The organism is Solirubrobacter phytolaccae, from assembly GCF_027587195.1.
In the GTDB taxonomy this organism is placed as follows: Bacteria; Actinomycetota; Thermoleophilia; order Solirubrobacterales; family Solirubrobacteraceae; genus Solirubrobacter; species Solirubrobacter phytolaccae.
In genome coordinates this window covers 25,737-50,046 of record NZ_JAPDDP010000055.1, presented here as the reverse complement: position 1 = coordinate 50,046, position 24,310 = coordinate 25,737, and the positions used below count along the sequence as shown (strand labels likewise).

General features: G+C 73.5%; 24 protein-coding genes and 1 pseudogene. 9 read left to right on the top strand and 16 right to left on the bottom strand.

Features of this window, described 5'->3' with window-relative positions; all coding sequences use genetic code 11:
* Nucleotides 1–683: pseudogene (locus OJ997_RS24755) on the bottom strand (hypothetical protein); the annotation flags it as partial.
* Here OJ997_RS24755 and OJ997_RS24750 point away from each other — a divergent pair.
* Nucleotides 673–1,116, top strand: a complete 444-nt coding sequence (locus OJ997_RS24750; RefSeq protein WP_270027940.1) for a hypothetical protein — start codon at nucleotides 673–675, stop codon at nucleotides 1,114–1,116. The pseudogene OJ997_RS24755 and the gene OJ997_RS24750 sit on opposite strands and share 11 nt — an antisense overlap.
* Nucleotides 1,117–1,268: 152 nt before the next feature.
* Here the strand turns inward: OJ997_RS24750 and OJ997_RS24745 are convergent, their stop codons facing one another.
* Genes OJ997_RS24745 through OJ997_RS24735 form a run of 3 tightly spaced genes read right to left on the bottom strand, consistent with a single transcriptional unit; the run spans nucleotide 1,269 to nucleotide 4,362 of the window.
* Nucleotides 1,269–2,375, bottom strand: coding sequence for a serine hydrolase domain-containing protein (locus OJ997_RS24745; protein ID WP_270027939.1), 1,107 nt, complete (start codon nucleotides 2,373–2,375; stop codon nucleotides 1,269–1,271).
* Nucleotides 2,372–3,133, bottom strand: a complete 762-nt coding sequence (locus OJ997_RS24740; RefSeq protein ID WP_270027938.1) for a hypothetical protein — start codon at nucleotides 3,131–3,133, stop codon at nucleotides 2,372–2,374. Before OJ997_RS24740 ends, OJ997_RS24745 begins: the two co-directional genes overlap by 4 nt.
* Complete coding sequence (locus tag OJ997_RS24735) at nucleotides 3,130–4,362, bottom strand: hypothetical protein (protein WP_270027937.1); 1,233 nt, start codon at nucleotides 4,360–4,362, stop codon at nucleotides 3,130–3,132. Before OJ997_RS24735 ends, OJ997_RS24740 begins: the two co-directional genes overlap by 4 nt.
* 26 nt (nucleotides 4,363–4,388) lie before the next feature.
* Between OJ997_RS24735 and OJ997_RS24730 the strand changes: the two genes are divergently transcribed.
* From OJ997_RS24730 to OJ997_RS24720, 3 genes are all read left to right on the top strand, one after another.
* The gene (locus OJ997_RS24730) at nucleotides 4,389–5,477 is read left to right on the top strand and encodes an AAA family ATPase (RefSeq protein WP_270027936.1); all 1,089 of its coding nucleotides are present in this window, start codon (nucleotides 4,389–4,391) and stop codon (nucleotides 5,475–5,477) included.
* Entirely contained in the window at nucleotides 5,474–6,589 is a 1,116-nt protein-coding gene (locus OJ997_RS24725; RefSeq protein WP_270027935.1) for a vWA domain-containing protein, read from the top strand. The genes OJ997_RS24730 and OJ997_RS24725 overlap by 4 nt, the downstream gene beginning before the upstream one ends.
* Before the next feature lie 85 nt (nucleotides 6,590–6,674).
* The gene (locus tag OJ997_RS24720) at nucleotides 6,675–8,102 is read left to right on the top strand and encodes a hypothetical protein (RefSeq protein WP_270027934.1); all 1,428 of its coding nucleotides are present in this window, start codon (nucleotides 6,675–6,677) and stop codon (nucleotides 8,100–8,102) included.
* Here OJ997_RS24720 and OJ997_RS24715 read toward each other — a convergent pair.
* The 3 genes from OJ997_RS24715 to OJ997_RS24705 are packed head-to-tail and all read right to left on the bottom strand — an operon-like array spanning nucleotide 8,077 to nucleotide 11,885.
* Complete coding sequence (locus OJ997_RS24715; RefSeq protein WP_270027933.1) at nucleotides 8,077–10,314, bottom strand: S15 peptidase family protein; 2,238 nt, start codon at nucleotides 10,312–10,314, stop codon at nucleotides 8,077–8,079. The genes OJ997_RS24720 and OJ997_RS24715 overlap by 26 nt on opposite strands.
* Before the next feature lie 52 nt (nucleotides 10,315–10,366).
* Nucleotides 10,367–10,840: a Crp/Fnr family transcriptional regulator gene (locus tag OJ997_RS24710; protein ID WP_270027932.1), complete on the bottom strand. Its 474-nt coding sequence runs from the start codon at nucleotides 10,838–10,840 to the stop codon at nucleotides 10,367–10,369.
* 19 nt (nucleotides 10,841–10,859) lie between these two features.
* Nucleotides 10,860–11,885, bottom strand: coding sequence for a winged helix DNA-binding domain-containing protein (locus OJ997_RS24705; protein WP_270027931.1), 1,026 nt, complete (start codon nucleotides 11,883–11,885; stop codon nucleotides 10,860–10,862).
* Between OJ997_RS24705 and OJ997_RS24700 the strand changes: the two genes are divergently transcribed.
* On the top strand, nucleotides 11,884–12,420 hold the full coding sequence (locus OJ997_RS24700) for a YbhB/YbcL family Raf kinase inhibitor-like protein (protein ID WP_270027930.1): 537 nt from the start codon (nucleotides 11,884–11,886) through the stop codon (nucleotides 12,418–12,420). The genes OJ997_RS24705 and OJ997_RS24700 overlap by 2 nt on opposite strands.
* On the opposite strand, the gene OJ997_RS24695 is transcribed toward OJ997_RS24700, so the two are convergent.
* Genes OJ997_RS24695 through OJ997_RS24685 form a run of 3 tightly spaced genes read right to left on the bottom strand, consistent with a single transcriptional unit; the run spans nucleotide 12,410 to nucleotide 15,057 of the window.
* Nucleotides 12,410–13,027, bottom strand: coding sequence for a cytidylate kinase-like family protein (locus tag OJ997_RS24695; protein WP_270027929.1), 618 nt, complete (start codon nucleotides 13,025–13,027; stop codon nucleotides 12,410–12,412). The genes OJ997_RS24700 and OJ997_RS24695 overlap by 11 nt on opposite strands.
* 4 nt (nucleotides 13,028–13,031) lie before the next feature.
* Entirely contained in the window at nucleotides 13,032–14,000 is a 969-nt protein-coding gene (locus OJ997_RS24690; protein ID WP_270027928.1) for a DNA glycosylase AlkZ-like family protein, read from the bottom strand.
* A complete protein-coding gene (locus OJ997_RS24685; protein ID WP_270027927.1) occupies nucleotides 13,966–15,057 on the bottom strand; it encodes a quinone-dependent dihydroorotate dehydrogenase in 1,092 nt (363 codons plus the stop codon). Before OJ997_RS24685 ends, OJ997_RS24690 begins: the two co-directional genes overlap by 35 nt.
* 21 nt (nucleotides 15,058–15,078) lie before the next feature.
* Here OJ997_RS24685 and OJ997_RS24680 point away from each other — a divergent pair, with 21 nt between their 5' ends.
* On the top strand, nucleotides 15,079–16,368 hold the full coding sequence (locus OJ997_RS24680; protein WP_270027926.1) for a lytic transglycosylase domain-containing protein: 1,290 nt from the start codon (nucleotides 15,079–15,081) through the stop codon (nucleotides 16,366–16,368).
* A 416-nt stretch (nucleotides 16,369–16,784) separates the two neighbouring features.
* On the opposite strand, the gene OJ997_RS24675 is transcribed toward OJ997_RS24680, so the two are convergent.
* The 3 genes from OJ997_RS24675 to OJ997_RS24665 are packed head-to-tail and all read right to left on the bottom strand — an operon-like array spanning nucleotide 16,785 to nucleotide 19,360.
* Nucleotides 16,785–17,645 (bottom strand): SDR family oxidoreductase, encoded by an 861-nt coding sequence (locus OJ997_RS24675; protein WP_270027925.1) that lies wholly within the window; start codon nucleotides 17,643–17,645, stop codon nucleotides 16,785–16,787.
* A 45-nt stretch (nucleotides 17,646–17,690) separates the two neighbouring features.
* Nucleotides 17,691–18,542, bottom strand: coding sequence for a GNAT family N-acetyltransferase (locus tag OJ997_RS24670; protein ID WP_270027924.1), 852 nt, complete (start codon nucleotides 18,540–18,542; stop codon nucleotides 17,691–17,693).
* Nucleotides 18,539–19,360 (bottom strand): GNAT family N-acetyltransferase, encoded by an 822-nt coding sequence (locus tag OJ997_RS24665; protein WP_270027923.1) that lies wholly within the window; start codon nucleotides 19,358–19,360, stop codon nucleotides 18,539–18,541. Before OJ997_RS24665 ends, OJ997_RS24670 begins: the two co-directional genes overlap by 4 nt.
* A gap of 15 nt (nucleotides 19,361–19,375) precedes the next feature.
* On the opposite strand from OJ997_RS24665, the gene OJ997_RS24660 reads away from it, so the two are divergent.
* Both OJ997_RS24660 and OJ997_RS24655 read left to right on the top strand, forming a co-directional pair.
* On the top strand, nucleotides 19,376–20,206 hold the full coding sequence (locus OJ997_RS24660) for an alpha/beta fold hydrolase (protein ID WP_270027922.1): 831 nt from the start codon (nucleotides 19,376–19,378) through the stop codon (nucleotides 20,204–20,206).
* Nucleotides 20,207–20,238: 32 nt separating this feature from the next.
* Nucleotides 20,239–20,946: a DUF3105 domain-containing protein gene (locus tag OJ997_RS24655; protein ID WP_270027921.1), complete on the top strand. Its 708-nt coding sequence runs from the start codon at nucleotides 20,239–20,241 to the stop codon at nucleotides 20,944–20,946.
* Nucleotides 20,947–21,003: 57 nt separating this feature from the next.
* Here the strand turns inward: OJ997_RS24655 and OJ997_RS24650 are convergent, their stop codons facing one another.
* Both OJ997_RS24650 and OJ997_RS24645 read right to left on the bottom strand, forming a co-directional pair.
* Nucleotides 21,004–21,615 (bottom strand): sugar transferase, encoded by a 612-nt coding sequence (locus OJ997_RS24650; protein WP_270027920.1) that lies wholly within the window; start codon nucleotides 21,613–21,615, stop codon nucleotides 21,004–21,006.
* Nucleotides 21,612–22,712 (bottom strand): glycosyltransferase, encoded by a 1,101-nt coding sequence (locus tag OJ997_RS24645; RefSeq protein WP_270027919.1) that lies wholly within the window; start codon nucleotides 22,710–22,712, stop codon nucleotides 21,612–21,614. Before OJ997_RS24645 ends, OJ997_RS24650 begins: the two co-directional genes overlap by 4 nt.
* A 33-nt stretch (nucleotides 22,713–22,745) precedes the next feature.
* On the opposite strand from OJ997_RS24645, the gene OJ997_RS24640 reads away from it, so the two are divergent.
* The gene (locus OJ997_RS24640; protein ID WP_270027918.1) at nucleotides 22,746–23,228 is read left to right on the top strand and encodes a GNAT family N-acetyltransferase; all 483 of its coding nucleotides are present in this window, start codon (nucleotides 22,746–22,748) and stop codon (nucleotides 23,226–23,228) included.
* Here the strand turns inward: OJ997_RS24640 and OJ997_RS24635 are convergent.
* Complete coding sequence (locus OJ997_RS24635) at nucleotides 23,207–24,271, bottom strand: glycosyltransferase family 4 protein (RefSeq protein WP_270027917.1); 1,065 nt, start codon at nucleotides 24,269–24,271, stop codon at nucleotides 23,207–23,209. The genes OJ997_RS24640 and OJ997_RS24635 overlap by 22 nt on opposite strands.
* Nucleotides 24,272–24,310: the final 39 nt, after the last annotated feature.

Genomic DNA, 24,310 nt, shown 5'->3' with positions numbered 1-24,310 from the left:
CCCGCGCCCGCCGCGCCGCCGTCGCTCCGCCGCGTCGTCGCTCCCACCTTCGTGCCGACGATCGCCGCGCGGCCCGTCGCCGCATCCGCGCCGCCGGCGCCCGCCGCGCCTTCGTTCCGCCCCGCCATGGCGTTCACCTTCACGCCCGCGGTCACGGCGCAGCGCTTGACGGCCGCGACCGCCCCCGCGGCGCCGGCCGTCCCGCCAACGCGACATGCCGCCCCGGCTCCGCGCCTCACGCTCACGCTCGCCCCGCGGCCTGTCGCGGCGCCGGCCGTCCCGCCAACGCGACGTGCCGCCCCGGCTCCCCGTCTCACGCTCACGGTCGCCGCGCATCCTGTCGCCGCGATCGCGCCGCCCATGCCGCCCGCGCTCCCACCGGCCGCCCCGTTCACCTTCACGCCCGCGACCGTGGCACGGCCCGCGCTCGCGCCGATCGCGCCGGCTCCGCGGCGCCCGGCTCCCGTGCCCTTCTTCGTGGCGCGCACCGCGCTTGCGGCCGCGCCGCCCGCGCCCGCCGTGCCGGCGTCGCGCTTCCCGACGGCGGCGCCGGTCGCGTCGCGGTCGCGGTTCGTGGCCGCTTCGCGTGTGGCGCGGTCGCGCGTGCCCGGGGTGCTGTGCGCTGTCGGCGGGCCTTGACCGTCACGGTCGCGGTTGCCAGTGTGCAGCCGGATGCACCGCACGCTGATCGTCGCCAACCGGACCGCGTCGACGCCGGTGCTTCTGCAGGAGGTCGACCGGCGCGCGGCGGAGCAGCCGACCGCGTTCACGCTGCTCGTCCCCGACCCGACGCCTGAGAACTGGTCGCTGGACGATGCGGTGGCGACCCTGCGCGCCGCCGCGGCCGGCATCCACGGCACCCGCGAGACGCACGTCGACGGGCTCTCCGGCGCTTCCGGGGACGCGTTCGAGTCGATCCAGGCCGCGGTCGCCGGGGGTCGCTACGACGACGTCGTGCTCTCGACGCTCCCGTCGCGCACGTCGCTGTGGCTGCGGCGCGACCTGCCGAGCCGCGTGGAGGCGCTCGGGCTGCCCGTCACGGTGATCACGCCGCCCGTCGCGCGCGGCATCCCCCTGTGGGGCAAAGGCCCCGGCTCACACGAGCGCGACCGCTAGGGAGCCCGCTGCAGAATTCCGACACACCTGCTGCGGCACATCCCCGGCACCTCGCGCCACCCACGACGCTCACGTGCCAGAGGCACGCCACGCTTGTCGCGGGCGTCCCGAGGCACTGGCGGCTGCACCACATCAGGCACATCGCCCATTCTTCAGCGAACTCCCGAGACCGCGTCGTGGAACGGCTGCGGGCTGTCGTCCGGCCCGGCCATCGCGCGCTGCGTCAACAGCACGGCCACGGTGTCGTGAGCGGGATCGACGGCCGCGGTGGTGCCCGTGCCGCCCGACCAGCCCCACGCGCCCGTCGCCTCGATGATCCCGGTCCCGAGGCCCCAGGTCGAACCAGGCGCCAGGAAGACCTCCGGCGCGGAGGCCCGCTGCTGCGGCGTGAGCGCGTTCGTGGTCATCGCGGCGCGTGAGGCGTCGCTGAGCAGCTCGCCGTCCGCGATCGCGCTGTAGAAGCGCAGCACGTCGCCTGCGGTCGAGACCAGCCCGCCGCTGAGCTGCTCGAAGCCCGGCGGGCGGGCGAACTTCCCGTCCGGCGGGTCGGTCAGCTCCAGGCCGGCCCGCTTCGGGCGGTACGCCGCCGCGAGCCGCGCCGGATCGCCGGCGAACGCGGTGTCGGTCATCCCCAGCGGACCGAAGACCCGCTCGGCCAGCAGCTCGCCGACGGTCTTGCCCAGCGCCCGCTCCAGCACCAGCCCGAGCAGGTTGAAGGACGTCTCGTAGCGCCAGCCCTCACCGGGCTGGAACACGAGCGGGAGCGAGCCGACCCGCTCCAGGAACTCGTCGCCCGTGCACGCGTGCCCCATCGCGCTCGGGAACACGTCGCGCTCGATCATCGCCGCCTGCAGCGGGTTCGGCTTCAGCCCCACGCCCCAGCCCGACGTCAACGTCACCAGGTGCCGCACCGTCACCGGCCGCACCGCGGCGACCGTGTCGTCCAGCGGCCCGTCCGGGTCGCGCAGGACCCGCGGCGAAGCCAGCTCCGGCGCCCACCGCGCCACCTCGTCGTCCAGCCCGATGAGCCCGTCCTCGACGAGCCCGAGCAGCAGCGCGCCGCCCATCGGCTTGGTGATCGACGCGATCCGGAACTGCGTCCCGGCCGTCATCGGCGCGCTGTCGGCCTCCACGGCCGTCCGCCCGGCAGCGTGGATCTCCACGTGCCCGCGGACCCGCACCGCGCCCACGTAGCCTGGGAACCGCTCGTCCGCCACGCCACCGTCCGGGACGCGCCAGATCTCATCGAAGGAGCTCATGTCCCGCTTCGACTGCCCGGGACGGCCGGATTCATCGCGATCCGCAGCTCCTCGAGCGCCAGGTCGGGCGTGAGGACGCTCAGGACGTACGTCCCGTCCTCCACCCGCGCGGCGAGCGTGAAGCGCCCGAGCAGCGTCGTGAGCCCACGTGCCCACACGTCCACGAGCCACGAGAACGGCAGCGCGGCGCGCACTACGTGCGTCTCGACCACCACCGTCGGCGCATCGGCCAGCGTGAGCGCGAGCTCCGCGTCCGGCAGGCCGAGCCAGTCGAGCAAGACCAGGCGCACGCGCCCATAGAACGCGGCGTAGGCACGCGACGACACCTCGCCGCGCTCGACGACGTTGGCCGCGACCGTTGCCACGAGCCGATCCGGCAATCCACCGGGCAACCGCAGGAGCGAGAGGTGCTCGGCGTCGAACGACACGATCGACGCGCCTCCCGCTCCCCTCGGCGCGTACGTGAACGCGTGCGCTTCGTCGGACTCGGCACCCCACTCGCGCGAGGCGATCCGGTCGGCCGGGCCGCGGCTCGCCAGCACGAGCACGTGCTCGTCGGCCGCGAAGCGCGTCCACGCGTCGAGCAGCTCGATGCAGGCGCACGGGTCCCCGCCGAGCGCGGCCAGCGTGCGCTCACCGTCGACGTCCGCATGATCGAGCGCGTGCAGCGCGCCGTCACGCCACTGCACACGATGCACGGCGTCGCCGCAGCGCACGCGCGTGACGGCGGGCGGAACGCCCTCCCACCACGCGCTCACCGCCACACCAGCGGAACGCGGATGACCGCCCGGTGGGTGTGGCCCGTGGGCATCAGGTCCACGTACGACGCCTTCGCGTCCAGTGGCGCCTCGAACTGGATGACGCCTGAGCCCTCCGTCTCGGAGCCGTCCCAGTTGCCCGTGTGTGCGACGTACGTGTGCCGCCGGTCGTCGGCGGCCCACCACACCAGATGCGAGCGCAGCGGGTCACCGCCGAAGTGCGACTTCACCGCCGCGCTCGGCGTCACGCGCACGATCAGGCTCCAGCCGTCTTCGGAGGACTCGAGGACGTCGACGGCGACCGCGCACTCGTCGAACACCGGCGTCACCGCGCCGACGACGACCACGCCGCGGGGGCCGTCGCCACCGCGGGGGTGCCCGTGGCCGCGGCGCAGCGACCGCCACGGCTCGGGCAGGCCGCGCTTGCCGCCGCCGTTCCCGTCCAAGGCCGTGTGCACGCGGCGGATCGTGTCCAGCTCGGGATGGTCGACTACAAGCGCGCCCGACGCCACGAGCGTGTCGATCACCGTCTCGAGCGGCGCCGGACGGTGCGACCACTCGTCCGGCGTGATCTGCCGCCACAGGTGCCGCAGCGCGGGATCGGACTCCCGCAGCGGCTCGAGCCGGACCTCGTGGTGCGCGTCCTCGTCCCGCAACTCCAGCCGCTGACCCTCGACCTCGAGCCAGCGCGTCGTCGGCGAGAGCGTGCGGCGCATGGGGTAGAAGGTCCCGTGCAGCTGACGGCCGGACCAGCCGCCCGCGAACTCGGCCTGCACCTCCGTGCCGGTGTCGTCCTTGACCCGCAGGCTGGGCGGCCCGTGGTTGAACGCCGACTCGTCGAGCAGGCCGACGACGCCGAGCTCGGCCCGCTCGCCGAAGATCACGTAGGTCAGGCGGAGCGTCCCGGCGGCATGCGCGACGTCCTGGCCGATCGCCGCCACACGCCGCGCTCGGAGCGGTTCGAGCGCCGCTGGGCCGGCCGTCCGCGGCGGAGCGTGCAAGTGGTGGAAGAGCTCGTGGACCTCGTGCCCACGCAAGGTGGCGGCGAACGTGTACTCCTCGAGCACCTCACCGGCGGTCTCCGCCGCCAGCGCGCCGATGGCCACCAGCGCCCGCGCCGCAGCCGTCGCGACGGTCTCCTCTCCGCCGCCGTGGCGCGGGTCGGGCGCTTCGAGCAGCGCGCGTTCCGCCACCAGGCGCAGGTGCAGCTCGGCGTCGAACACGCTCATCGCCGGGAGCGTGCCACAGTTGAGCGATGGAGCACCAGTCGACCGCGCTCGAAGCGCTCGGGATCGCCGTCGCGGCCCGGGTGCCCGTGCTGCTGTGGGGCGCACCCGGTACCGGCAAGACGTCCGTGATCCGAGCGCTCGCCGACGCGGCCGGCTGGCCGTGCGAGACGGTGATCGCCTCGATCCGCGAGCCGTCGGACTTCGCCGGGCTGCCGATCGTCGCCGACGGCTCGCGCGTGGACTTCGCACCACCGCGCTGGGCAGTGCGGCTCGCCGAGGCAGGCCACGGCGTGGCGTTCTTCGACGAGGTCTCGACGGCGCCACCGGCCGTGCAGGCGGCGTTGCTGCGCGTCGTGCTCGAGCGGACCGTCGGCGACCTCGAGCTGCCCGAGCACGTTGCGGTGGTGGCCGCCGCGAACCCGCCCGAGCAGGCGGCGGACGGCTGGGAGCTGACGCCACCGCTGGCCAACCGCTTCTGCCACCTGGACTGGCCCGTGGACGCGCGGACGATCGCCGCGGGCTTCGCGGGCGGCTGGCCCGACCCCACTCCACCGGACTTGAACCCGGGATGGGAGCGCCGGATTCCCGTCGCGCGCAGCTGGATCGCGGGGTTCCTCACCGTCCGTGGGCCGCTGGCCCTCGACGTACCCGACAACGCGGCCGCCGCGGGCCGCGCGTGGCCGAGCCCTCGCAGTTGGGACATGACCGCACGGCTGCTCGCCGCGGCCGGGAAGGCGAGCGAGCTGGCGCGATCCCTGCTCGTCCGCGGCTGCGTCGGCGCCGGGCCGGGCGTGGAGCTCCTCACGTGGCTCGCCGAGGCCGACCTTCCCGACCCCGAGGTCGCGCTCGCCCATCCCGAGGGCTTCATCCTGCCTGAGCGCGGTGACCGCGCCTACGCGGCGTTGAGCGCCGTCGCCGCGGCCGTCGCCACCGATCCCACGCCGGACCGCTGGGCGCGTGGCTGGCGCGTGTTCGGCCGCGCCACGGCTGCCGCGCCCGATGTCGCCGCCACCGCCGCACGCACGCTCGCCCGGTGCCGCCCGGCGGGCGCGCCGGTGCCGGACGAGGTCAAGGCCTTCGCCCCGCTGCTGCGCGACGCCGGGCTGCTGACTTGATCGACGCGCACAAGGTCGCCGCCGCGCGAGTGGCCGCCGCCGCGCGTCTGCCGTACCTGGCGAGCGCGTTGTTCGCCACGACCGTGCGCGCGGACCCCGGCTCGGGGACGATCGGCGTCGACCGAGCGTGGACCGTCCGCGCCGACCCGGCGGTCGTCGAAGCGCTGCCCGTCGACCAGCTCGCGCGCCTGCTCATCCATCTCACCGCGCACGTCGTCCGCGATCACGCGGGCCGCGCCGACGGGCTCGACCGGCGCGAGCACTGGAACCGGGCCGCTGACGCCGAGATCAACGACGACCTCGAAGACGCTGTGCCCGACGTCGCTCCCGACCGGCCTGAGGATCTCGGCTGCGAGCCGGGCCGGTTCGCCGAGCACTACTACGAGGCCGGAGCGGAGGGGCCACGCCGCTGGGACTGCGGGTCGGGCGCCGACGGCCGCCCCGACGCCTGCGAGGACGGCATCGGCCGCGAGCAGGCGGCGCTGCTGCGGCTCGGCACGGCCGCGGAGATCCACGCCCAGCCGCCGGGCACCGTCCCCGGCGGCTGGCAGCGCTGGGCCGAGTCCGTGCTCCCCTCCAAGGTCGACTGGCGACGGGTCCTCGCCGCCGAGGTGCGCGCCGCGGTCGCCGCCGTGTCGGGAATGGTCGACTACAGCTACCGCCGGCCCGCGCGGCGGCCGCACCCGGACGTCCTGCTGCCGGCGCTCGTGCGGCCGGTTCCGGACGTCGCGATCGTCGTCGACACCTCGGGCTCGATGCACGACGAGCTGCTCGCCCGGGCACTCGCGGAGGTCGAGGCCGTGCTCAAGCGAGCCGGGCTGCGACGGGTACGCGTGCTCGCGGTCGACACCGCGGTGCACGCCGTCCGCAGCGTCAGCCGCGCCGCCCAGGTGGAGCTCGCGGGCGGGGGTGGCACGGACATGGGCGCTGGAATCGAGGCGGCGGCGGTGCTGCGACCTCGACCATCAGTTGTCGTCGTGCTGACCGATGGCTTCACGCCGTGGCCGGATCGACCACCACGTGGGATCCGCGTCGTCGTCGGACTGCTCAGCGACGGGTGGCACGAGAACCCGCCCGAATGGGCACGGACGGTCGTCATAGAAGGCGCATGATCACGCCGTGCGCCCGCGCCAGACACACCATGCGGGGCGCCGCCGAAGTGGCGGCGCGTTCTACTTCTTGATGAAGCCGGGTCCCATGGTGCCTCTCATTCTAGACGCGGCCACAAGGGCGCTGGCGGTCCTGGCGGCGAGTTGGGTGCTCGCCTCGCCCGCGGCGGCCGAGCCCGTCGGGTTGATTATCGACCAGGTACCCGAGGTCCTGAAGCCCGGAACCGAGGCGCACGTCGATGCGGAGGCGCACGGGTTCGCCCGCTGCGCCCTGGTGTTCACCAGCAGGAACGCGCCGGCCGAGCCCTCGACCGCCGACGCGGACGGCGGCATGGACCTGCGGTGGCGCTGGACGGTCCCCGCCGATGCGGCCCCAGGCCCGCTCGAGGCGGAGGTGCGCTGCTGGCGGACCGGCGCCATGACGCCCTCCGACCGCCAGCGGATCTCGATGACCGTGGACGGCGACCCCGGCGCCACGGGCAGCGCCGTCGCCGCGGACACGCTGCGCGTCGCGGCCGCGCGGATCGAACCGGGCCCGAAGCTCACGGAGGTGATCTCGGTCGCCGTCGGGATGGTCACCCTGATGCTCACCGCGGTCGGTCTCTGGCTCGTGTTGCGTCAGATGCGGCTCACGGCGGGGGAGGGTCGTCGCGCACGCGTCTCGGCGCTGTTGGACCGCAGCCAGGGACGCGAGACGCTGCGGAACGTGTCACGCGGGCTGCGCTACATCAACGGCGTCAATGACGCGGGCGACTGCTTCGACCGTCTCCTCGCGTGGGACGTCGCGGTCAGCGGCGAATCGGAGCTGCTGGAGCGCGTCGAGCCCGACGAGCCCGGCCCGCGGATGAACGACATCCAGGTGACGATCGAGTTCTACGAGGAGCTCGCCGCCGGGCACAACGCGGGGACGTTCGACCGGACCCTGACCCGCCAGCTGTTCCGGTCTCCGATCGTGCAGCACATGGACCGCTACTGGTGGCTGCTGCACAGCCACCGGGACGGACGGAGCGCGGCGCTGCGGCCCGCTCCGTACGGGCGCCGGGAGCGGCTGTGGGCCTGGTTACGGCGGCACTCGCTCCCCGAACGTTGGGCGGTGACGCAGATCGGGGTGCAGAGGTTCGAGACCACCGCCTGGGCCGAGGTGGAGGCACTGGCGCGGTTCTTCGTCGCCGAGGACGACAAGCTCGAGCCCGCGGCACGGGACGTCTGGATCGTCGTGCTTCCCACCGAGATCAAGCCTCCGTCCAGCTGCCGGCGCGCGTCGCTCCACCTGAGCCGTCCGTTCGACCGGCTTCATGAGATCGAGCTCGTCCTTGGTCTCGATCCGTGGACGGACGAGCCCGTGAACGAAGCGCCCCCGAAGCGGGTCCTGTGCATCCCGCCGTGGCACCTCCCACTCTCCGACCACGAACGTTGCCGGCGACTGGCCCACGCGATCGCGGCGGCGGACCTCCAGGATCTGCTCCTGAAGGTCCCTCCGCCGCCCGCGCCTACGGGTTCGTCGTCGACAGCGTGAACGTCACCGTCCTGGAGTAGGTGCCGGTGCGCAGCGCGTCCGTCCGGCCGATGGCCTGCTTGAACGTGACGCCGACCGGCTCGTTCGCCGTCGGGCCGCTCCAGGACGACTTGGCCAGCTCGATCCGCAACGGCTGCGGGAGGCTGAACGGGCCGTTGACCAGGTGCCCCGGGTCGCTGACCGTCAGCGTCGCGTCGCCGGCGCTCGAGGTCACCGTGGCCGTGGTGGTCGCGGTGTAGTCGCGATCGATGCCCGGAACGAACGTCGGGAACGTCGCCGGTGCGCCCAGCGACAGGGCCAGGGTCGCCGGGACCGTGCCGCCGACGGTGCTGCTCGTCTGCGTCGCGTACTCGCGGGCGAGCGTGTAGCCCGCCGGGAGGTACTTGGCCTTCGGAGCGGCGACGCTCACGCCGCCGCCGAGGTCCGTGCCGGGCGCGTCGACGAGCGGCAGGCGCAGCTCGAGGTCGCTCACGGTGACCGACTGCTGGCCGGTCGGGGTGCGCAGGTACGTCGAGTCCTGGGCGAGCAGCTCGAGCTTGAGCACGTGGCCGGGCTCCACGCGCCACGCCTGCGGGTGCAGCTGGAAGACCTGCTCCGTCGGGCCGCCGCCCGGGTTCAAGGGGCGCTGGACGCCGCGGGCGATGAGGCGCTGCGAAGCCCCGTCGACGTCGTAGAGCCGCGCCGCGACCATGTCGTTGGCGCCCTTGACGTCGAGCGTGGCGACGATCGTCGGGGAGCCCGCGAGCGTGTACGCGGTGGTCGCCGGCGCGGTCCTGTAGGTCGCGGCGGACGCGTTGTCGGCGCTCGCGGTCGTCGTGCACACGTCGCCCGAGGTGAACGCGTTCGACGGCGCGGTGCCGGGCGCGACGACCGTCTGCGCCGCCGCGCCGGTCACGCGCAGCTCGCCGGGGGCCAGCTGCGCCCAGGTCGGCGCGTGGTACCGCGTCCCCGCGCCGGCCACGGGGCACTTGGAGGTGAGGATGTCGACGCCGCCGCGCGCGTCCGCCGGCTCGGAGCCGACGCCCTTGACGTAGTGGTCCAGCCACGCGTTCTCGGCCGTGGCCAGCGCGGCCCGGTCGGCAGCGGAACCGGAAGCAGCGCGCGGCGAGTGCCCGAAGTCCATGTGGAACATCGAGATCGGCGAGCTCGGGTGCTTCGCCCGGACGCGGTTGTAGTACCGGATCGACTCGTCGACCGGGAAGAGGTCGTCGTTCCAGCCGTTCGCGAGCAGGGCGGGCGCGGGCGGGACGCTGTCGTCGATCCCGTACGCCGAGTGCCGCGACGGCAGCTCGGCCACCATCGCGGCGGCCGCCGCGACCCCGTCGAACGGCCCGCCGGTGTCCGTGAGCGCCTTCCACCCCGGCAAGTCAGCGGACGGATCAGTCCCCATGGGGGCGTAATAGCCCAGCAGCGTGCCGGCCCCGTACAGCGTCGTGTTCCACGCCTGCTTCTGGATGCCGACGCGGTGGCCGCCGCCCAGGTAGGGCGCGTCGACGACGTAGTCGAGCGAGGAGCCGTTCGGGTTCAGCGCGGTCGCGAGGTCCGACCAGGTGTACTCCGGCACGGTCGCGGCGATCGCCATCGGCTTGCCGAGCGGGCTGGTCCACGGAACGTACGACCCGTCGGGCAGCAGCGTCCGGTTGCGCAGCGCGCCGAGCGCGATCGACATGCCGCCGCCGTAGGAGCCGCCGGTCGCACCGATCTTCTGCGGCTCGATCAGCCCGTCGTCGGCGAGCTGGCCGAGCGCGTACTGCGCGTCCCGGACCTCGTAGGCCGTGTGCATCAGGCGGATGTAGCCCTTGCCGGCGCAGCGCGGATCGGCGATCAGCAGGCGCCCGCACGAGCCGCCCCAGCCGCGGTCGGTCATCGTGAAGACGGCGTAGCCGCGGCTCAGGGCGCGCTGGACGTCGGCGCCGGTGAGGCCGAGCTTCGTCCCGCCCCAGCCGTGGAAGATCCCGATCACGGGGTACGGGCCGTCGGCGCCGCTCGCGGGTGCGGGCGGGAACGCGACCGCGACGTCGAGCGGGATCCCGTCCCAGCTCGGGATCTGGGCGGTGCCGGTGCCGCAGAAGCGCTGGCCGCTCGCCTGCACCGTGCAGTTGATCGGCGACGCCGTCTTGGTGAACACCTGAGGGATCGCCGCGTCCGCAACGGACGGGACGACGGCCCAGGCCGCCGCCGCACACGCGGCCGCGGTGAGCATCCTGCGCATCTCTCTCCTCCTCCTTGAGCCGGACTGACCCGTGGAGGAATCTGACAGCGCGTCAGCTGCCGCGCAAGTCGGCGATCACGGCGCTGGCGAGCCGCAGCCGCAGCGCGAGAATCCGCGCCAGGTCGCGCAGCATCAGGTTCGCGATCGCCGGCTCGTGCTCGTGCAGGCGATCGAACGCCGCGAGGTCGATCCGCACGACCTCGACGTCCGTCACGGCCTCGAGCGTCGCGCTGCGCGGGTAGCCGTCGAAGAACGCCAGCTCGCCGAGCACCGACGGGGCGTCGATCTGCTTGAACGCGCCCTCGTCACGCGGCAGGCGGACGCCGACCGTGCCGTCGGTCAGCAGGTACAGCGCGCGGTCGTGCTCGCCGGCCTGGACGAGCGCGAGCCCCGCGTCGACCTGGCGCACCTCCGCGTAGGAGAACACCGTCGCCCAGTCGGCCGCGGTGGCGTCCGGCAGGAACAGCAGGTCGGCGGAGTCCTCGTGCGCTTCCTCGACGAAGACGGTGAACGGTCCCTCGTGCATCGGGCGGAAACGTACTCGGTCAGGCGGAGAAGGCGACCAGCGCCGCGAACTCGCGGTCTACCTCGGCCCGCTGCGCCTTCGTCAGCTCGACGAACGGCGTCAGCGTCCCGTCGGGCTTCCAGGTGCCCGCGACGGCGCCGTCGACGAGGAACGTGCCGATCGACTGCGGCATCTTGGTGTTGAAGATCCGCTCGCGGAACGCCTCCGGCAGCAGGCCCGCGCGGCGGCAGTGCACGAGCAGCGCGGCGTCCCACGTCGGGAGGAAGCGGACGGGCGCGGGCGTGTCGGGGTCGGGCAGCGGCAGGCCGGGCAGGTCGTAGAGCGCGCCGCCGTCCTCGTCCTCGTGCGTGTCGAGCGGCAGCCGGGCGAGCGCGGGCTCGATCTCCTTGTTCGTCATTCCCGCCCAGTTGGCGATCTCGGCCTTGGTCGCCGGGCCGAAGCCCGTCAGGTAGCGAGTGACCAGGTGGTCGAGCGCCTCGTCCGGGTCGACGGCGGGCGGCTCGAGCCAGTCGTAGGCCAGCCCGTAGAGGTCGGCACGGCGCTGCTCCCAGGTGCCGAACGGGGGCACACGGACGAGGTCCACCCACGCGCCGATACCGCGCATCGCCTCCGCGCCGATCAGCGCGACGATCTCCTTGCGGCGCAGCGGACCGCCCTCCAGCGCGGTCTCGAGCACGTCCGCCGCCTCGCTCAGATCGCCGGACTTGGTGACCCGAAGCCACGACGCGCGGCGGGACTCGCGGATCGCGACCGCCAGCGGCCAGTAGTCGGCAGCGGACACGAGGTGGATCGTGAACCGCATCAGCGTCGCCTGGATCACGCTGCGGTCGTGCAGGGCGCGGGTGAGCGCGTCCCGCTCGAACCCTTCCACGCGCGACCACAGCCCGATGTACATCGACGGCGCGTACTGCGCCTGCAGGCCGCCCATCGCGTCGAGCGCCGCCGGCAGCTCCAGCGCCCGTCGCTCGAGCAGACCCTGGCGCGCGAGGACGGCGCGGTTGAGCTGGCGCTGGCTGAGGATCACACGCAGTACTTTGCCGACCATGTCACTGGAACGCCCGCAGGCGCCGGATCCCTACGACCTGCTCCCGCCGCAGCCGTCGTTCACGCTCGAGAGCGACGAGGTCCAAGACGGCGAGCTGATGGACAAGAGCTTCGTCGCGCCGATGGCGGGCGGCGACGCCGACCACTCCCCGCACCTGCGCTGGAGCGGGTTCCCGGCGGAGACGAAGGGCTTCGCGGTGACGTGCTTCGACCCCGACGCCCCGACCCACAGCGGCTTCTGGCACTGGGTGCTCGTCAACCTGCCGGCCTCCACCACGGAGCTCGCGAGCGGCGCCGGCAGCGGTGGCGAGCTGCCGGAGGGCGCGTTCCACGTGCGCAACGACTACGGCGAGAAGGCGTGGGGCGGCGCGGCCCCGCCGGAGGGCGACCCGTCGCACCGGTACGTGTTCGCCGTGCACGCGCTCGACGTGGACGAGCTCGACGTGACCGAGGACGTCTCGCCGGCGTTCGTCGGCTTCAACCTCGCGTTCCACACCATCGCGCGGGCCGTGATCCGGCCGTTGTTCAGCGCGTAAGGGCCGCCGCCGCGATCACCTCGACCACGGTCTCGGGCGAGAGCGCGGTCGAGTCGATCGTGAGGTGGTAGAGCGCGGGGTCGCGGGCGTCGCAGCCGTAGAAGTGGCGCACGTAGGCCTCGCGTGCGCGGTCGCCGTCGCGGCGGAGGCGCTCGGCGTCGCGGGCGGTCACGCCCTCCAGCGCCATCGCCTGCTGGACGCGGCGCTCCTGCGGGCCGTCGAGGCGGACGTGCAGCGCGTCGGGCGCGTCGCGCAGGATCACCGCGCCGGCCCGGCCGAGGATCACGGCGCCGCCCTTCGCGTGCTCGCGGATGAGGTTCTCGGTCTCACGCCGGTAGTCCTCGCCCGCGAGCACCCCGGCCTGGACCATCGCGCCCGCCAGCTCCGGCAGCAGCGCGAACGACGAGGCGAGGCGGCCGATCGCGTCGCCGAGCGACTCGTCGTGCGCGAGCGCGTCGTCCAGCGAGCAGCCGAGCTTCTCGGCGACGCGTGACGGGATGGCGCGGTCGAGGAACTCGACCCCGAGGCGCTCGGCCACGGCGGGGCCGATGCGGCTCCCGCCGGCACCGTAGGACGCGGAGATGGTGACGAGCGACGGCGTGCCCATGAATCTACCCCCAGACCACGCCGGATGCGCCTGGCAGCCGCGCGGCCTCGGCTTCGGCGGCCTCGCGGACGGCCTTGCCGACCTTCGCGAACGGCTCGATCGTGACCACGCCGTCCTCCAGCGCCCAGACGCCCGCCATCACGCCGTCCACGAGCAGGACGGGCGAGAACCAGCCGCCGGGGCGGTAGATCCGTTCGGGGGCGACGGTCGCCCGGTCGTCGCGCGGCGCCGCGACCACGTACTGGTCGAACGCCGGCAGCAAGCGCACGTGGCCCGCGGGCGCAGCGGCCTCGATCGCCTCGACATCGCCGGCCAGCGCAAGGCCGAACTCCGTCTCCTCCACGTCCTCCGGGAACCACTTGCCGGCCTGGGCGGGCGACGGGTGGCCGAACCACTTCGCCAGCTCCTCGCGGGAAGCGGGGCCGTAGCGCGTGAGGAAGCGGCGCGCGACCTCCCGCGTGGCCTCCTCGGGTGCGAGCGGCTCGAACGGCTCGGGCAGCGCGAAGCGCCCGTCCTGCGCGTAGATCAGCTCGCCGCGGAACGCGACCGGCTTGAGCAGGTCGCCATAGCCGCGCGCCAAGCCGGGGTGCACCGACTCCGCCAGCTCCTCGCGGCCCTTCGGCCCTTCGCGCAGCGCCTCCGGGACGCCGGTGATGATCCGCTGCACGTCCTCGGGCGTGAGCTTGAACGCCTTCAGCCACGCCTTCTGCTCGTAGCGCGGCTTGATCGCCGCCTGCGCGCCCACCCACAGCGGCAGCTCGTCCGTGCGGTGCAGATGGAGCGTGCCGCGCTGCGCCCACGTCTTGACGAGGCTGCGGTCCCGCCACAGCAGCGCGCTCACGTCCGGCGCGTCCTCGACCCGCGCCGACAGCGTCAGCTGGGCGCTGGAGAGCACCTGCGCGTGCAGGCCGCAGATGTCCGAGACGACCGCGAGCGGGTCAGCCGCGCGCGCCGTCAGGTGCTGGCGCGCCATGCGCCACGCCAGGACCGACTCCCACTTCACTGCCGACCAACTCCTGGATCGTGGTGGCGCCCGCCGCGCGCACGGCGCGGGCGAGCTCGGCGTTGATGCGACGCGCGAACAGCGGCCCGCCGTAGACGAAGCCGGTGTAGGCCTGGACGAGCGTCGCGCCCGCGCGGACCCGCTCGAGCACGTCGTCGGCGGTCTCGACGCCACCGACGCTCACCAGCAGCACCCGGTCGCCGACGCGGGCCCGCAGTCGCCGCAGGACCGCGAGCGAGCGCGCCTTCAGCGGGGCGCCGGAGACGCCCCCGGGCTTGGCGAGCAGCTCCGCGGGCGCGTGCAGACCCTCGCGCGAGATCGTCGTGTTGGTGGCGACCAGGCCGTCCAGGCCCGCCTCGACGGCGAAGTCCGCGAGCTGGTCGAGCTGCTCGTCGGAGAGGTCGGGCGCGAGCTTGACCAGCACGGGCTTGCCCGCCGCCTCCGCGCGCACGGCTGCCAGCAGCTCACGCAGGTGCTCGATCGTCTGCAGGTCCCGCAGCCCGGTGGTGTTCGGCGAGCTGACGTTGATGACCACGAAGTCGGCGTGCGGGGCGAGCAGCTTCGCCGAGGCGCGGTAGTCGTCCGCGGCGGCCTCCAGCGGGGCGACCTTGGACTTGCCGAGGTTGATCGCGACGATCCCGCGACCGGACCGCGCGGCCAACTTCGGCGCCACGGCGGGCGCGCCCGGGTTCGGGAAGCCCATCGCGTTCATCAGCGCGCGGTCCTTCGCCAGGCGCCACACGCGCGGCTTGGGGTTGCCGGGCTGGCCGATCGCCGTGATCGTCCCCACCTCGACGAAGCCGAAGCCGAAGTTGCCGAGCCCCTCGAAGGCCGTCGCGTGCTTGTCCAAGCCGGCGGCGACGCCGAGCGGCGAGTCGAAGGAGAGCCCGAGCGCCTCGACGCGCAGGACGGGATCGAACTTCGGACGCGGTGCCCGGGCGAGCAGCGCGAGGGCGCGCGTGCCGAGCAGATGCGCGCGTTCAGCGTCGACGCGCGACAGCACGCGGGAGTAGAGGGCGCCGTACAAGGTCGGGTTAGCCTAGACACGGTGCTTCGCCTCCGCCTCGCGCTGGTCGCTGCCGTGCTCGTCGCTGCCGCCGCGCTGTTGTTCGTCTCCACCCGCGGCGACGAGGACCCGAACGTCCCGGTCATCCCGACCCCGCCCGGCGCCGAGCGCGGGGAGGCCGTCGCGGACCCGTTCGCGTGGTCGCCGGAGCGCTCGGACGACCTGACGCGACGCGCCGCCGCGGGCACGAGCCGCGTGCTCTACAGCCGCTCACCGGGCGGCGCGGCGGAGACCGCCAAGCGCGTGGCGACGTTCCGCAAGGACGTCGAGGCGGCGGCCAAGACCGCGGGGGTGAACCCGGACCTGCTCGAAGGGCTCGTGTTCCTGGAGAGCGCCGGGCGGCCCGACGCGCGCGCCCCGGGCAACATCACGGGCGCGGCCGGCCTCACGCAGATCCTCGCCGAGACGGGCCAGAACCTGCTGCGGATGGACATCGACCCGGACCGGAGCGGCAGCTACACGCGCCGGCTCGAGCGGGCGCTGCGCGAGGGCAACCTCAAGCGCGCGGCGGCGCTCAACCGCGCCCGCCGGCGGGTGGACGACCGCTTCGATCCCGCGAAGGCGCTCGCGGGCACGGCGCGCTACCTGCAGCTCGCCCTGAAGGAGTTCGACGGCCGCGAGGACCTCGCGTTCGTCTCCTACCACATGGGCATGGGCAACCTGAACAACGTCCTCGAGGCGTTCGGGGGCGGCCCGCGGCCCTATGTGGAGCTGTACTTCGACTCCACGCCGCGGCGCCATCGGGCGGCGTTCGACAAGCTCGCGTCGTTCGGCGACGACTCCTCGAACTACTACTGGAAGCTGCTCGCCGCGCGGGACATCATGCGCGCCTACCGCAAGGACCCCGCCGCGGTGGCCCGGACCGCCGCCGAGCGCGCGCGGGACGAGAGCGGCCGCCTGGCGATGCTGCGCGGCCTGCCCGAGGGCGACCTGCGCGACGTCAAGGCCACGGCCGAGAACACGGGCCTGACAGTGCCGCCGGACCTGAAGCTGCGCGACGAGGCCGCCGCGACCGCCGTGTACATCGGCGGCGAGGTCCGCTCCATCCTCGGCAGCAGCGCCCTCGAGCTCACCAGCGCCACCGACGACGGCGCGAGCTTCCGCATCTCCCGCGACTACACGTCCGAGCCGCAGGCGCTCGCGTTCCAGTTCGTCCTGGACCGCCTGACGGTGCTCAACGTGATCGCCTGGTCGCGCGCGGAGCGCACCATCCGCGTCACGGCGGGCCGTGACGCGGACGTGCTCGAGCCGCTGCTCGACCGGCTCGGCTAGGGACAACGTCAACGGCTGACCACATCCACTAGCGACGGATGTGGGATGGGCAGGTGAGGAGGGTTCCCCTCACTGAGTGAACGCTCAGGCGTTCACCTCGATCCGACCACATACGACCATCCGCGCACGCCCGTTTTGGAGACGCACCACGCGAGCGTCGAGTTTCTCGGCTCCAGCACGAGAAAGTCGACGCTCGCGTGCAGAGGGCCGTGATCGTTTTGCATCGCGGAACGAACCCGAGCGAATCGCTCGAGGGGAACGCGAACGCGTTCACAGTCCGGGGAACCCGGCTCATCTGCACATGAGCGCACCCGCCCCGACGGGTCAAGAAATCCGTGACGACCGCCGCGCAGCGCCACGCCGTTGGGGCACGGATTTCTTGACGCGGCGGCCACGGGTGTGCTCGCCGTTCGTGCCTAGACCAGCTCTTCTTCCTGCGCGGGCGCCGATTGCGCCGCGCGGGCCTCGTACGCCGCGCGGGCGGCCGCGTCGGTGTCCTTGACGTGGTTGGAGTTCATCGCGCGGCTCACGGCCTCGCGGATGCGGCGCGGCGCGACGGCGCCCGTCCAGATCACGCCCGCGAGGCGCTTGGGCGCCCACACGTCGAACTTGGGGACCTTCAGCGCGTCGATGGTCAGCGCCGCGATGTCCTCGGGGGAGATCCGCGGGACGCCGCGCAGGTCGGGCACGCCGGCGGCGAGCTCGGTCTTGGCGAAGCCCGGCATCACGACCGAGACCTCGATGCCGGTGCCGCGCAGCTCCGCGCGGACGGCCTCGGAGAGCCCGATCACGGCGTGCTTGGTCGCGCAGTAGGTGGCCAGGCCCGGGGCGGCCGCCTTGCCGGCGAGCGACGCGATGTTGACGATGTGGCCCGTGTTGCGCGGGCGCATCCGGCGCATCGCCTCCTGCGTGCCGTGGATGACGGCGCGCACGTTGATCTCCAGCTGCCGCGAGATGCTGGCCTCGTCCTCGTCCTCGAGCGGGGTCACGTGCATGATCCCGGCGTTGTTGACGAGGATGTCGATCGGGCCCAGGCGCTGCTCGACCTCGTCGAGGAAGGCGGTGAACGTGGGGCGGTCGGTCACGTCGAGCGTCAGGCCGAGCGAGCCGTTGTGCAGGCTCGCGGCGGCGGACTCAGCCGCGGTGCCGTCGAGATCGCCGATGGCGACCACGACCCCCTCCCGCGCGAGAGCCTGGGAGAGCGCCAGGCCGATGCCGCGAGCGCCTCCCGTGACGACGGCGACCTTGCCGCTCAGCGAGCGGGGAGTCTTGGACATGGGTCGATTATGACCGGTAAGTGCCTGGCCAATAGGCAAGATGCGTCACAGGAACGCGCCGCTCGGCAGGTACGGGGTGAAGGTGCCGACGTCGCCGGAGGTGAACATCGCGCCGCCGCTGTTGATCCGCAGCTCCAGCCCGGCCTCGAGCGCCACCGCGACCGCCCACTGCTGCTTGGCGGTGAGCGTCTCGAGCTCCACCCTGCCCGTAGCGCGGGCAAGCGCAGCGCGCAGGAGGTCCGCGGCGGCCTCGTCGTCGAGCGCCGCGACGATCCGCACCGCGCCGTCGGTGTTGACGACGGCGTACCCGCGCTCGGGCACGATCAGCAGCGTCTGGCGCATCTCCAGCAGCGTCGCGATGTCCTGCCCGCGCGCGGCGCCGCGCACGTGGCGGTCGACCGTCTCCGTGAGCGGGATGTCGGTCGCGTCGCCGACCCGGACGCCGGCCGGTGGCGCGGCCGGCTTCGGCGTGCCGACCGCGGCCACGTACGGGTGCAGGTCCAGGCCGAGGCGCGAGTAGGCGCGCAGGGCCCGCGGGTCGGGCGAGGCCATGATGATGCGCCCGCGCGCGCCCTCCGCGTACGCGTGCGCTCGGGCGAGCAGCGCGCCGCCGATGCCCGACGACTGGCGATCGGGCCGGACGAGCAGCAGCGAGAGCCCCCACACGTCCTCGCGCCGCAGCGCGAGCGCGACGCCGACGACCTCGCCGTCCTCCTCGGCCACCCACGCGCCGTCCGGGTCCGTGGTGGCGAGGTTGCGGTAGCGCGGCAGGGCGACGGCGGGATCGGGGCGCGGCGGCGGCTCGACGCCCATGCTGATGTCGAGCGCCTCGAAGGTCAGGACGTTGAGGTCGTGGACGGCCAGCACGTCCTCGACGCGCATCGGGCGGATCGTCATAGGTAGGCCCCGCTCGGCAGGTAGGGGTGGAACGGCCCGACGTCGCCGCCCGCGAACAGCACGCCCGCGTCGGCGCTCAGCGCCATCCGCGCGGCGACGCACTCGTGCAGCGCCCACGGCTGGCGCGCGCTGATCCAGCCGACGCCGACCGCACGGCCGTCCGCCCGGGCCAGCGCCGCGCGCAGGAGCGTCCGCGCGCCGTCCTCGTCGTAGGCGGCGAGGATGCGGACGCCGCCGGTGTCGCCGACGACGGCGTAGCCGCGGTCGGAGACGAGCAGCGTCTGGCCGCCTTCGAGGAGGAAGCCGAGGTCCGGGCCGTGCGCTGCGCCGCGCACGTGGCGGTCCACGTCCGCCGCGAAGTCGAGGTCGTCCGCGCCACCTTCCCGCACCCCGTCCGGCGCCTCGACGCCCGCGGGGACGCCGTACGCAGCCAGGCACGGGTGCGCGTCCAGCCCGAGGCGGGCGTAGGCGCGCAGCGCGCGCGGGTCACGGCTGGAGGCGATCAGCCGTCCCTTGGCGCCGTCGGCGTAGGCGTGGACGCGCTCGAGCATCCGCCGCCCCAGCCCCGCCGACTGCAGGTCGGGCCGCACCGAGATCTCGGTCAGCATCCACAGGTCCTCGCGCCGCAGCGCGATCGCCACCGCCGCCAGGCCCGCTTCGTCCTCGGCCACCCAGGCGCCGTCGGCGTCGTGGCGCAGCGGATAGCGGTAGCGGGCGTGCGCCACCGCGTCGCTCGGCCGCGGGTCGTCGGACGCGGCGTAGACGAGCTCCGTCACCGCTTCGACGTCCTCGTCGCGCATCGGGCGCAGATCGGCCATGACTACGATCCTGGCATGGGGAGCTTCTCGATCGACGGTCAGCGGCTCGCCTACGCGGAGTACGGCTCCGGACCCAAGCTCACGATCCTGCTGCACGGGCTGCTGTTCAACCAACGCTTCCACGAGGCGCTGGCGCACGACCTCGCCGAGCGCGGCCACCGCCTCGTGGCCCTCGACCTGCTGGGGCACGGCGAGTCCGACCGCCCGACGGACAAGTGGCGCTACTCGATGCCGTCGTTCGGCGCCCAGGTCGAGGCGCTGCTGGACGAGCTCGGTGAGCGCGAGGCCGTGATCCTGGGCACCTCGCTCGGCGCGAACGTGGCGCTGGAGCTGGCCGTGCGCGCCCCCGACCGCGTCCGCGGGATGGTCGTGGAGATGCCGGTGCTCGACCACGCGCTGATCGGCTGCGCGCTCGCGTTCACGCCGCTGATGGTCGCCCTCACCGCCGGCGAGCCCGCCATGCGCGCCGTCTCCCGGCTCACGCGGCTCATCCCGCGCCGGCGGCTGCCGTGGCAGGCGGACATCCTGCTCGACTGGGTGCGCCAGGACCCGGCGCCGAGCGCCGCCGTGTTCCAGGGCCTCTTCTTCGACCGGATCGCACCGCCGCGTGACGAGCGCGCCGCGATCACGGCCCCGACGCTCGTAATCGGCCACCAGTTCGACCTCGTCCATCCCTTCTCCGACGCCGGGATGCTGGCCGACGAGCTGCCGAACGCGCGCCTGCTCCAGGCCCACTCGCTGGTCGAGTTGCGGGTCTCTCCTCTGCGTCTCACAAACGAGATCGCGGGGTTCCTGGACGAGTGCTGGCGACCCCGCGCGACCAAAGTACGCGCGCGGGCGTCTTAAACACACGTTTGGTCGCTACCATCGCCCGCCGGATGTCGAGTCGCCAAGAAGAAAAAGAACGTCGTAAGCGCGAGCGCCAGGAGCGCGAAGCCGCTGAGAAGGCCAAGGCCGCCAGCCGCAAGCGCACGCAGATGGTCCTCGGCGGCCTGCTCGGTGCAGGCGCCCTCGTCGCCGTCATCGTCGTCCTCGTAGTGGTGGTATTCGGCGGCGACGACGCGAACGACGAGCAGAACCTGCCCGCCGGCGCGGCCGCCATCCCGGCCCAGAAGGAAGCCGACGTCAAGAAGGCGGCGGAGCTCGCGGGCTGCACCTACGAGCCCAAGCTCGCCAACGAGGGCTCGGGGCACGAGGAGAAGGAGTTCAAGGCGGCGGACTACAAGCAGAACCCGCCGACGTCCGGCAACCACTTCCCGGAGTGGTACGAGGACGGCATCTACGCGGCGGGCGACACGCCTGAGCTCGGCAAGCTCGTCCACACGCTCGAGCACGGCCGGATCGACATCCAGTACAAGCCGGGCACGCCCGCGACCACGGTCGCGCAGCTCGAGACGCTGTACGAGGAGATGGACGGCGGTCACCACCTGCTCCTGTTCGAGAACGGCACCGGCATGACGTACGCCGTCGCCGCCACGGCCTGGGACGCCTCGCTGGGCTGCCCGACGATGAAGCCTGAGGTGTTCGACGCCATCCGCGCGTTCCGCACCGAGCACATCGACAAGGGCCCCGAGGTCGTGCCGTAGGCCTGAGGCGGCCACACGAAACTTGAGAAAGGGCGCCTGCGGGCGCCCTTTGTCGTTCTAGCCCCGCCAGCCGCCGGTCTCGCCGCGGTACAGCCCGTGGCCCGTCACGGCCATGCGCGCGGTGAGCACCAGGATGCGCAGGTCCAGCCGCAGGCTCGCCCGTTCGAGGTACTGCAGGTCGAGCTCGATCCGCTCGCTCCACGGCAGCGAGGCGCGGCCGTTGATCTGCGCCCAGCCCGTCAGGCCCGGCCGGACACTCAGCCGCCGGCGCTGCCGCTCGGTGTACTGGTCGACCTGGACCTGGATCGTCGGCCGCGGGCCGATCAGCGACATCTCGCCACGCAGGATGTTGAGCAGGTTCGGCAGCTCGTCGATCGACGTGCGGCGCAGCAGCGCGCCGATCTTGGTGATCCGCGCGTCGCCCGCGTCGACGGCCATGCCGGCACCCATGTGCTCGGCGCCGGAGACCATCGTGCGCAGCTTGATGACCTCGAACGCGTGCCCGTCCAGGCCGATCCGGCGCTGCCTGTAGATCGGATGGCCGGAGCTCTCGAGCCGCACCGCGAGCGCGGCGAGGCCGACGACCGGCGCGGTGATCGCGAGCAGTGGCACGGCGATCGCGAGGTCCAACGCGCGCTTGCGGCGCGAATGCAGGTAGCGGTTGCTCACCGGGTGTCCTCCGGCGCTTCCCAGCCGACCTGGGTGCCGTGACGCAGCCAGTCGTAGAGGCCGAGCGCGAGCGCGGTCGTGGTCAGGACGTAGTAGCGGGCGACGAGGACCGGCTTGGCCTTGCTCTTGGAAGCCGCGGCGAGCAGCAACGCCGTCTGCGCTACGGCCGCGGCCCGGTAGACCCCGCCGCGGCGCAGCAGCGCCAGCGTCGCGAACGCCACCAGCACGTGCAGCAGCGGCGTGCCGTAGCGCAGGAGCCGGTGGCTGGCGATCATCAGCGCGTACAGCGGCGAGTACCCGCGCGGGCTCAGCAGGCCGCCCTTGAGCACGATCGGCCAGCCGTAGGACATCATCCGCCGCTTGCGGGCCCACTCGCCCTCGATCGACGGCACCATCTTCTCGCTCGCCTTCGCCTCAGGCACGTAGACGGCCCGGAAGCCGGCCTTGACCATCTGGAACGGCATCGCGAGGTCGTGGCCCATCGCGGGGTCGACCCGGTCGTAGGCCGCGCGGCGCACCGCGTAGATCGCGCCGTTGCCGCCCGTGACGCTCGCGAGCGCCGACTCCTGCGCGCGCAGGAACATCTCGTAGCGCCAGTACAGGCCTTCCTGGTTCGTGCCCGCCTCGTTGGTGAAGGCGACGTTCCCGCACGCGTAGCCGACCTGCGGGTCCGCGAACGCGCGCACGAGCGTGCGCAGCGCGTCCGGCGCCCACATCGTGTTGGCGTCGCTGAAGGCGATGATCTCCCCGCGCGCCCGCTGGACGGCGGCGTCCTGGGCGAGGTACTTGCCCGTGCGCGCGAGCGCGAGCACGTGGTCGGCGCCCTGGGCCTCGGCCACGGTGGCGGCGTCCCCGCCGTCGACGGCGACGATCACCTCGAGCCCGGGGTAGTCGAGCGCGCGCGCGTTCGCGACCTTGGCCGCGATCACCGACTCCTCCTTGTAGGCCGCGACGACCAGCGTGACGCTCGGCGTGATGTCGGCGCCGGGCGCGGTCGGCGGGTTGCCCTTCAACCGGCGCAGGAGCGCCAGGGCGGGCGCGTAGGCCGCCTGCGTCCACACGATCAGGGCGGAGGAGATCCAGAAGAGCGCGCGCATGAGGCGGCGTGAAGGGTGGCAGACTGCCGGTTCGTGCTCGTCCTCCGCCCGCCCCAGTCCAGCGACGCCGACGCGCTCGTCGCCGCCTGCCAGGACCCTGAGATCCCGCGCTGGACCAACGTCCCGAGCCCGTACACGCGCGATCACGCGCTGACCTTCATCCATCGCGACGACCCGCGCGTGAAGGCCTTCCTCGGCTTCGAGGGCGATCAGCTCGTAGGCTCGTTCAGCCTCCTCGAGATCGATCTGGACGCCCACTACGGCGAGGTCGGCTACTGGGTGGCGAAGGAGGCGCGCGGACGCGGGATCGCGACCCAGGCGGTCGAGCAGCTCAAGGCGACCGCGCTGGAGCTGGGGATCACGCGGCTCGAGCTGCTCGCGCACAAGGACAACGCGGGCTCACGCGGGGTGGCGCGCAAGAGCGGCTTCCACGACACGGGTGAGCTGCGGCCCGCGCCGCGCGTGGACCCGCCGACGCCGCCGGACTACGTCGTCTACGCCTGGAGCGCCGAGTAGAGGTCGAGCGTGCGGCGGGCGATGTCGTCCCAGCCGTACTCGCCCGCCGCGGCGGCCTGTGATGCCGCGGCCATCCGCTCCAGCCGTGCCGGGTCAGCCAGCAGCGCGCTCAGCTCGCCCGCGAGCGCGTCGGGGTCGTCGGGCTCGACGATCGCCGCCGCGCCCGTGTCCGCCACCTCCGGGAACCCGCCGACGCGCGTGAGCAGCATCGGCTTGCCGAAGGCCAACGCCGTGAACAGCACGCCGCTCTGGTCGATCTCGCGGTAGGGCAGCACGACGAGGTCCGCGGCCCGGAACGCGCCCGCGAGCTCGCCCGCCGAGACGAACCGCAGCGCCGTCCGCACGTTGGGCCCGTGGATCGCGGAGACGTCCATGCGCGGCATGCCGATCACCCACAGCTCGGCATCGACGTTCGCGCGCCGCCAGGCCTCCAGCAGCACGTCGACGCCCTTGTACGGCCGCAGCAGGCCGAACATCAGCACGACCGGCTTGTCGGGTTTGGCGAACGGCGCCTCGCCGGGCACGTCGAGCCCGGTCAGCGTGCCGTGGCGAATCACGTGGACGAGCGCCGGGTCCAGCCCGACCTCGTCACGGAGCCGCGCCGCACCGTGCTCGGAGTGCACGACCACCGCGTCCATCCGCTCGTAGAGCTTGCGCTGGCCGGCGAGCTGCCCCGGGCTCGGCTCGCGCGGGAGCACGTCGTGCGCGGTCAGCAGGCGCGGGCGCTTGCGCGGCAGCAGGTACCCGTCGACGTGCTGGACCGGCAGCCACTGGAAGTGGACGACGTCGGCGGCCCGGGCGGTACGGCGGTACCGGAGCATGTCCGGGACGTGCTGCGCGAGCCGGGCGGCCTTGCGCCCCCACGCCGGCGCCCAGCGGTAGAACGCCTCGTCGACGTCCACCCCGGGTGCGGCGGGGACGTCGCCGTACGTGAACGCGCTCGTCACCAACGACACTTCGGCGCCCGCACGAGCGAGCGCCGAAGCGAGTGCCCGGTCGTAGGGCGGCGTATAGGCCGCCGGATCGACCAGGTGGACGCGCACGGCGCCCAGTATGCCTGGGCGCCGCGAACATAAAGCCCC

What these genes read in the sequence shown, in the direction of transcription:
- OJ997_RS24750 (WP_270027940.1), top strand. Translation starts at nt 673, where the DNA reads ATGCACCGCACGCTGATCGTCGCCAACCGGACCGCGTCGACGCCGGTG.
- OJ997_RS24745 (WP_270027939.1), bottom strand. Translation starts at nt 2,375, where the DNA reads ATGAGCTCCTTCGATGAGATCTGGCGCGTCCCGGACGGTGGCGTGGCG.
- OJ997_RS24735 (WP_270027937.1), bottom strand. Translation starts at nt 4,362, where the DNA reads ATGAGCGTGTTCGACGCCGAGCTGCACCTGCGCCTGGTGGCGGAACGC.
- OJ997_RS24730 (WP_270027936.1), top strand. Translation starts at nt 4,389, where the DNA reads ATGGAGCACCAGTCGACCGCGCTCGAAGCGCTCGGGATCGCCGTCGCG.
- OJ997_RS24720 (WP_270027934.1), top strand. Translation starts at nt 6,675, where the DNA reads ATGGTGCCTCTCATTCTAGACGCGGCCACAAGGGCGCTGGCGGTCCTG.
- OJ997_RS24715 (WP_270027933.1), bottom strand. Translation starts at nt 10,314, where the DNA reads ATGCGCAGGATGCTCACCGCGGCCGCGTGTGCGGCGGCGGCCTGGGCC.
- OJ997_RS24710 (WP_270027932.1), bottom strand. Translation starts at nt 10,840, where the DNA reads ATGCACGAGGGACCGTTCACCGTCTTCGTCGAGGAAGCGCACGAGGAC.
- OJ997_RS24700 (WP_270027930.1), top strand. Translation starts at nt 11,884, where the DNA reads ATGTCACTGGAACGCCCGCAGGCGCCGGATCCCTACGACCTGCTCCCG.
- OJ997_RS24705 (WP_270027931.1), bottom strand. Translation starts at nt 11,885, where the DNA reads ATGGTCGGCAAAGTACTGCGTGTGATCCTCAGCCAGCGCCAGCTCAAC.
- OJ997_RS24695 (WP_270027929.1), bottom strand. Translation starts at nt 13,027, where the DNA reads ATGGGCACGCCGTCGCTCGTCACCATCTCCGCGTCCTACGGTGCCGGC.
- OJ997_RS24690 (WP_270027928.1), bottom strand. Translation starts at nt 14,000, where the DNA reads ATGGCGCGCCAGCACCTGACGGCGCGCGCGGCTGACCCGCTCGCGGTC.
- OJ997_RS24675 (WP_270027925.1), bottom strand. Translation starts at nt 17,645, where the DNA reads ATGTCCAAGACTCCCCGCTCGCTGAGCGGCAAGGTCGCCGTCGTCACG.
- OJ997_RS24670 (WP_270027924.1), bottom strand. Translation starts at nt 18,542, where the DNA reads ATGACGATCCGCCCGATGCGCGTCGAGGACGTGCTGGCCGTCCACGAC.
- OJ997_RS24665 (WP_270027923.1), bottom strand. Translation starts at nt 19,360, where the DNA reads ATGGCCGATCTGCGCCCGATGCGCGACGAGGACGTCGAAGCGGTGACG.
- OJ997_RS24660 (WP_270027922.1), top strand. Translation starts at nt 19,376, where the DNA reads ATGGGGAGCTTCTCGATCGACGGTCAGCGGCTCGCCTACGCGGAGTAC.
- OJ997_RS24655 (WP_270027921.1), top strand. Translation starts at nt 20,239, where the DNA reads ATGTCGAGTCGCCAAGAAGAAAAAGAACGTCGTAAGCGCGAGCGCCAG.
- OJ997_RS24645 (WP_270027919.1), bottom strand. Translation starts at nt 22,712, where the DNA reads ATGCGCGCGCTCTTCTGGATCTCCTCCGCCCTGATCGTGTGGACGCAG.